Genomic DNA, 6,769 nt, shown 5'->3' on the forward strand with positions numbered 1-6,769 from the left:
GTCCGGCGACTCGATGTTTGCTTGTTTCTTGGCCTTGAGTTTTTTCCGACTTGGCGTTTCAATCAATCAACCAATCACCAAATTGGGTGGAGATATGAGCGCACCAACCGAACTCGCGCACCGTGTACGCGACCTGATTAACAATGCCGGATACAGGCATAACGACAGGCTCCCACCTGAACGTGAGCTGTGTTCAAAACTTGGGGCAACCCGCAATCAGTTGCGAAGAGCGTTGGCAGAGCTTGAGGCCCAGGGGCTGATCTGGCGTCATGTGGGGCGGGGAACATTTGTTGGTTCCAGGCCGGTTCTCAACCTCACCGACGTAACCTATTTGGGCAATCAAATTAAACCTGAACAGGTTGTGTCGGTGCGATTTACGATCGAACCGCAGCTTAGCCGGCTGGCGGCGCTCCATTCTACTCGTTCGGACCGTGAGCAAATGAGGCTTTGCGCGGACAAATGTCGCACGGCAGAAGATTGGCGCACTTACGAAGCGTGGGACAACAATTTGCACTACGCCATAGCCCGCTCTACTCGAAACCAGCTCTTTCTATACTTCTTCGAGACTTTGAATTCGGTTCGAAGATCAATTGTTTGGGGGCAGCCACGAGAGACTTTGAAACCCGCAGAAGATTATTCCAGTTTTAGTGAACATGATGTGATTGTGTCAGCCATAGCAAAGGGTGATGGCGAGCTTGCGGCCAGCGCCATGGTAGATCACCTGAAATCGGTTTATTCGCGTGTGCTGCCAAAGAGCATCCAGTCCGACGACTGAGGTAGCGCCAAAGCCCAACCAATTTGGGAAATGGTCGCGCCATATTGAAGCCGTGGCTCTTGCAAAATAGCATAGATTTTGGCGATGACTTGGTAAGCAGCCACGTCCAATTGAATGTGATGTGGCATTGATCGGAAGGTGTCTGTCCGTTTGAAAACCCGATCTTTAGCTGTCAAACGCTCAGGAGGAAAGCGATGTCCGACCATGTCATTCCCGCGCCGCAGGTGCACGTCATACCCGTAGCGGGGGGCGGCACGTTCCCGGTTCGTCGTGTCTATTGCATTGGGCGGAACTACGCGGCACATGCGATTGAAATGGGTCACGACCCGAACCGGGAACCCCCGTTTTTCTTTCAGAAGAATCCCAACAATTTGGATTCCTCAGGGGAGTTCCCGTACCCTCCGCACAGTTCCGACGTGCACCACGAAGCAGAAATGCTTGTTGCGCTCAAGTCCGGCGGCACGAATATCTCGGTGGACGATGCGTTGGATCATGTCTTTGGGTACGGCCTTTCACTTGATATGACCCGTCGCGACCTGCAAGGACAGATGAAAAAAATGGGTCGCCCGTGGGAAATTGGGAAAGCGTTTGAGCGCTCGGCGCCATGCGGACCGATTCACAAGGCATCAGAGGTCGGGCATCTCGACAGAGGTCCGATTACTCTGACGGTGAATGGTGAAGTTCGGCAAGAAGGCGACTTGAACCAGATGATTTGGAAAGTCCCCGAGATGATCTCGTACCTGAGCGACTACTTCGAGCTTGCGGCCGGTGACGTTATCCTTTCAGGGACACCTTCTGGTGTTGGTCCCGTCAACCGAGGGGATGTTATGGTCTTGGCCGTCGACAAGCTGGGCAGCCTGAATGTACGCGTGACTTAGGACCTGCTGCGACAACCTTACTTTGCGAAAGAAACCGACGCTTTTGTAAACGGATAACAGATGCCCCATTTAGTCGCTGAATTGATCGCACACCACGCAGACACTGCAAATGCCATTGGAGCCCCTGGCCGGTCTTGGTTGAGCTATCTTGGTTTGCGCGAGCATTGCGCGAAAGTCAAAGAGGACCTGCATCAGATCGGAGTAGGGCGCGGCGACAGGGTGGCAATTGTGTTGCCCAACGGACCAGAGATGGCGACGGCATTCATATCCGTCGCCCAAGTGGCGACGACGGCGCCCTTAAACCCTGCATACACTTTCGAAGAATACGTCTTCTATCTCAAAGACCTGAAAGCAAAGGCCCTTCTTGTAAGCGAAAACGAAAATGGCCCAGCCGTGCAAGCGGCGACGGAACTGGGTGTGGTCGTCTTGCGGGCTTCTAGTGATAGTTCTCGTCCAGCCGGACAGTTTTCCGTTTTGGCCTGTGACCCAATTGGAGTGGTTGATACATCAGCGCCGGGCGAAGATGACGTTGCCCTGATACTCCACACATCAGGAACAACGTCTCGCCCCAAGATCGTTCCTTTGACGCAGGCCAATATTTATTCGTCGGCGCGGAACGTTGCTTCGTCTTTGAAGCTAACGACAGACGATCGTTGTCTGAGCATTATGCCTCTGTTTCATATCCATGGGTTGATCGCGGCCGTCGCAGCTTCATTAAGCGCTGGATCGCAAATTAGCTGCACCCCTGGGTTCAACGCTCTCAGCTTTTTTTCGCAGGTCGCTGAGGTTGATCCGACATGGTACACAGCAGTTCCGACAATGCACCAAGCTATTCTCGCCCGAGCCGCCCGAAACCAATCGATTATTGAGGAATCTCGATTGCGTTTCTTGCGGTCTTCTTCCGCGTCGTTGCCCGCGCCGGTAATGGAAGAGTTGATTGCGACTTTTGATGCGCCCGTGATCGAAGCCTACGGTATGACTGAGGCTACGCATCAAATGTGTTGCAACCCGCTTCCTCCACAAAAGCAAAAGCCCGGATATGTCGGAGTAGCAGCGGGTCCCGAAGTCAGAATTGCAGACGAAACGGAAAATGTATTGATCGCTTCGCGTGATGTCGGAGAAATCGTTATCAGCGGTCCGAACGTGACGCCTGGGTATGAGAGCAACCCGCAGGCAAATGCAGACAATTTCTTTGAAGCAGATGGAAAACTCTGGTTTCGCACCGGCGACCAGGGGTCGTTCGACGAGGAGAATTATCTGCGACTGACCGGACGCCTAAAGGAGCTTATCAATCGCGGCGGAGAAAAAATCAGCCCGCTTGAAGTTGATGCCGTGCTTCTGAGCCATCCGGACGTTGCTCAGGCAGTTTGTTTTGCCGTTCCCCACGAAAAACTGGGCGAAGACATAGCGGCGGCGGTGGTGCTCTCAGAAGGAGCGGCGATTGCAGGTCAGGAAGTCCGGGATTTTGTTGGCGCGCGGCTCGCAAAGTTCAAGGTGCCGACTTCAGTGGTTATTCTCGAAGAGATACCAAAAGGCGCGACTGGTAAGATACAAAGGATCGGGATGGCCGCTAAATTGGGACTGGCAAAGGCTTAGACACATGAAAGTTTGTATCTTTGGTGCCGGAGCTATCGGAGGTTACGTTGCCGCGAAGCTCGCGCAGGCTGACGCCGACGTCAGTGTCATTGCGCGTGGCCCACATCTGGCTGCAATGCAAGAAAAAGGGCTGACTCTCCACGAGGATGGGTGGGACCCGATCAACGTGCCAATACGCGCCTCGGACAATGCCGCCGATCTCGGACCACAAGACTATGTCTTTATCACACTGAAAGCGCATTCCGTTCCAGCAGTTGTGGGCTCGATGCAGCCGCTGATTGGGGCAGAAACAACAATAGTGAGCGGAGTGAACGGGGTACCATGGTGGTATTTCCACAAGCTGGGCGGCCCCTTCGAGGGAACTAGATTGTCATCTGTAGACCCGGGAGACGCGCAATGGAACGGTTTCGGGCCGGACCGGGTGCTTGGATGTGTTGTTTATCCAGCCGCAGAAGTCATTGCTCCGGGATCGATCAAGCATGTCGAAGGCAATCGGTTTTCGTTAGGCGAACCCGATGGCTCTAAATCGGACCGTGCCGCCAACCTTTCGGCTGCACTGTCCACTGCCGGTCTGCGTGCGCCTGTAAGACCAAGAATTCGGGACGAGATTTGGCTGAAGCTATGGGGCAACTTGTCGTTCAATCCTATTTCCGCTCTCACCCATTCAACACTTGATGTCTTGTGTACCGACCAAGGCTCACGCTCTGTGGCTCGCGGGATGATGCTTGAGGCTCAGGAAATCGGTGAGAAACTTGGTGTTAAATTCCCGATAGACGTTGAAAAACGGATCGACGGTGGAGCGGCCGTCGGTGCGCACAAGACCTCCATGTGGCAGGATTTGGAGTTGTGCCGACCGATGGAAATTGATGCCTTAGTAACTTCAGTGCAAGAACTGGGACAACTTACAGGGGTCTCAACGCCCACCATCGACATCGTAGCGTCACTGGTCAAACTCCGGGCAAAGGTCGCTGGTCTCTACTAAAGTTTCTTTGGGCCTTGCAACAAGAGCGTGGCTTGAGGCGGATAACTGAGACTGGTTCGGAAGTGTCATAACGCAACTTCGAGAGTTTATCCGCGGCTTCGACCACAAGCTGCCGCTCGTTTTGGGTCAAAAATGCTTGCCGTTTGGGTCAGAAATGAGTGACGCGATTTGCCGATTTGTTGAGGTTTTGGAAGTCGATTGAGTCAAATATCAGTGACGTTCCACGTTTCATTTATAGGGCGACGCATAGTACTGCCACCAGCGACAGAGCCTTGCCATTTTCGCTTCACTTCCTTCATCCAGCACCCAGACTGCTTTCATTGATCCTGACTTCCTTTTGGGATAACCAAGGCTGATTTGCAGATCAGGCACCGAAGGCGCCTGTTCCTGCTGATCTGCCACGTGGCGAACGCGGATAGCTGCATGCGCAGCGAGCCGTTCGTTGCGACGCAGCGCGTGCCACCGAAGCTGCCATTCAGAGGCCTGAAATTGGCCTGAACCGAGACCGTACTTTCGCCGCGGCCTGGTCCGACCAGACAGACGCGGGACTTTGCTTCCGTTCGATTTGGTCTTCCCAATGTCCGCTTGCCTTATGACACTCATCACACTATCTCCCCATCACGCGCTGCACGGATGCAGAGTTATAGAGATTTTATGTCTACGATTGCGGCCCGCCGCTAAGGTCCACCTGATTGGACCGACCTGAACCAAAAGACTTCCGTGCGAGATGCCGGATGCATTTTCGGCTGGCATAAGACCAAGAGACAATCCATTGAATATCTCAAAACACGAACAGCGTGTTTTGCACGTTCTGGCGCAAGGTGGAGCCATCCATTGGAGCGCATGACGAACGGCGAAGTGCGCGACGTTTCATGCTTCACACGCGTCAGCCGTTCAGCAGCATTGCCTCAGCTTTCTTGACGAACGGGCGTGCGGGTAGTGATACCTTTTGGTCACCAGCGAGTTCGGGGAATAACTCAATCAGCTCTTGATAAATGGCTTGGTCGGCTTTCATGATCTGCTCGCCAGCATAGAAACTCTCAAGATGCGCATTTTCGCAATACACGATCTCATGCTGGCCAAACATAAAGTGGACATAAGTGATCTCATCGCACGGGGCGACGAATATACGGTCGCCATCACACAGATGCTTCGCCGCGCACAAAGCTTCGGGCGTATGCAGAAAAAGCTCGCAACGCCAGCCCGATAACAAAACACGATGCTGTGGAGAGACCCGGATCGCGCGCTGGTTTCCGATCACACCGGGCGCAAAACAGATAGGCGCATGTTTACCTCTGCCCGGCACAGTGCGCTTGTTAATCCAACGGATGGGCTGTGACCCATGATCGAGTGTGTCGACCAAATCACCGACTCTAAGGTCTTCTATCAAACGATCGCCGTCGGGCGTTCTAATCAAGGACCCTTCAGTGAAACAGGCAATCTCAACCGACTCGATGTTGACATAAGTAAAAGTACCTCCGCCTGACAACGTAGCGGTACCGCCATTCGAACCGGGAGAAAATGGAGTGAAGGTTGATCCAGCCGGTAGGATTAACGTGTCGTTTCCATTACCTCCATCGACAAAGCTGGTGTTCTGGCCTGCATAGATGACATCTGTACCAGTGCCGCCATCTAAATTCCCGCTACCGTCTTCAGCAAAAAGCGTATCGCTGCCTGCTCCCCCGCTGAGGTTATTGTTCCCGGAACCGCCGCGCAGAGTATTATTGCCTTGATCGCCAAAGATGTTGTTGTCGCCGGAGCCGCCCTGCAGAGTATCATTGCCAAGGCCACCACTGATAGTCCCACCCAATGTGCCGCTATCTGTTAAGGTATCGTCTCCACGCCCGCCGCTGTAACCGCCTGCGTTCAGACCGACCGATCCGCTGACATTGTCGTCGTTGTTGTTACCCGTGTATTCGACGAATTGGCTGAACGATCCACCAGCCAGATCAACATCGCTGTATGTAGTGACAATCCCTGTATTGGTATCTGTGAATGTGATGGAATTCCCGGTCATCGTGACCTGGATCGAATTGCTCAGTCCGGAAGCATCAATCGTACTGTCGGGACCGATATCCAACGCTCCCCAAAATGCAGCATCGCTAATATCTGCATCTGTCAAAACAATAAAAACTGGCATGTTGCGTACCGTCTTTTGGTTCGTCGGCGTAAATGCACTATCGTATAAGTTGCATTCTAGCCCACGTGCTGGCTTCCGAACAATAACGCATTGCTCAACTCGGCGCTATGTTGCCGCCTCTCGCGAGATTGGCATGCAAACCGCCAATGTTGTCACAAAAGCCGACGTTAATGCGTGATGCGGCATTTGAGAGGATTGGGCTCTGAGCCGCCGGATGCCGTCGCAGCAGGGTCAACAGTCTCGACGGTACAGGACCGGCAATCGACATGTCGAACCAAACCTTTGATCTTACGGCTTCCCACAAGGAATTGTCTGACGTCAGCGCCAATGGGACAGTTTAGGTCGATTTGATAAGAGAGGGTTTCTGGCTCATCGTAACCGCCAAGGAGTGGAGATGA

The 6,769-nt window shown here is 53.4% G+C and carries 6 protein-coding genes; 5 read left to right on the plus strand and 1 reads right to left on the minus strand.

The features are described from left to right. Positions 1-94: 94 nt before the first annotated feature. The 5 genes from ACR1XY_RS21385 (at position 95) to ACR1XY_RS21405 (ending at position 5,078) form a co-directional block, all read left to right on the plus strand. Positions 95-775, plus strand: coding sequence for a FadR/GntR family transcriptional regulator (locus ACR1XY_RS21385; protein ID WP_480596288.1), 681 nt, complete (start codon positions 95-97; stop codon positions 773-775). A 194-nt stretch (positions 776-969) separates the two neighbouring features. Then, positions 970-1,653, plus strand: coding sequence for a fumarylacetoacetate hydrolase family protein (locus ACR1XY_RS21390; protein WP_480596291.1), 684 nt, complete (start codon positions 970-972; stop codon positions 1,651-1,653). Between the two features lie 60 nt (positions 1,654-1,713). Further along, on the plus strand, positions 1,714-3,249 hold the full coding sequence (locus tag ACR1XY_RS21395; protein ID WP_480596293.1) for an acyl--CoA ligase: 1,536 nt from the start codon (positions 1,714-1,716) through the stop codon (positions 3,247-3,249). Positions 3,250-3,253: 4 nt separating this feature from the next. After that, positions 3,254-4,231, plus strand: coding sequence for a 2-dehydropantoate 2-reductase (locus tag ACR1XY_RS21400; RefSeq protein ID WP_480596295.1), 978 nt, complete (start codon positions 3,254-3,256; stop codon positions 4,229-4,231). 727 nt (positions 4,232-4,958) lie between these two features. Continuing rightward, entirely contained in the window at positions 4,959-5,078 is a 120-nt protein-coding gene (locus ACR1XY_RS21405; protein WP_480596297.1) for a YjhX family toxin, read from the plus strand. A gap of 39 nt (positions 5,079-5,117) precedes the next feature. On the opposite strand, the gene ACR1XY_RS21410 is transcribed toward ACR1XY_RS21405, so the two are convergent. Beyond that, positions 5,118-6,371, minus strand: coding sequence for a Hint domain-containing protein (locus ACR1XY_RS21410; protein ID WP_480596299.1), 1,254 nt, complete (start codon positions 6,369-6,371; stop codon positions 5,118-5,120). Positions 6,372-6,769: the final 398 nt, after the last annotated feature.

Source organism: Ruegeria sp. AD11(2025) (assembly GCF_056542405.1).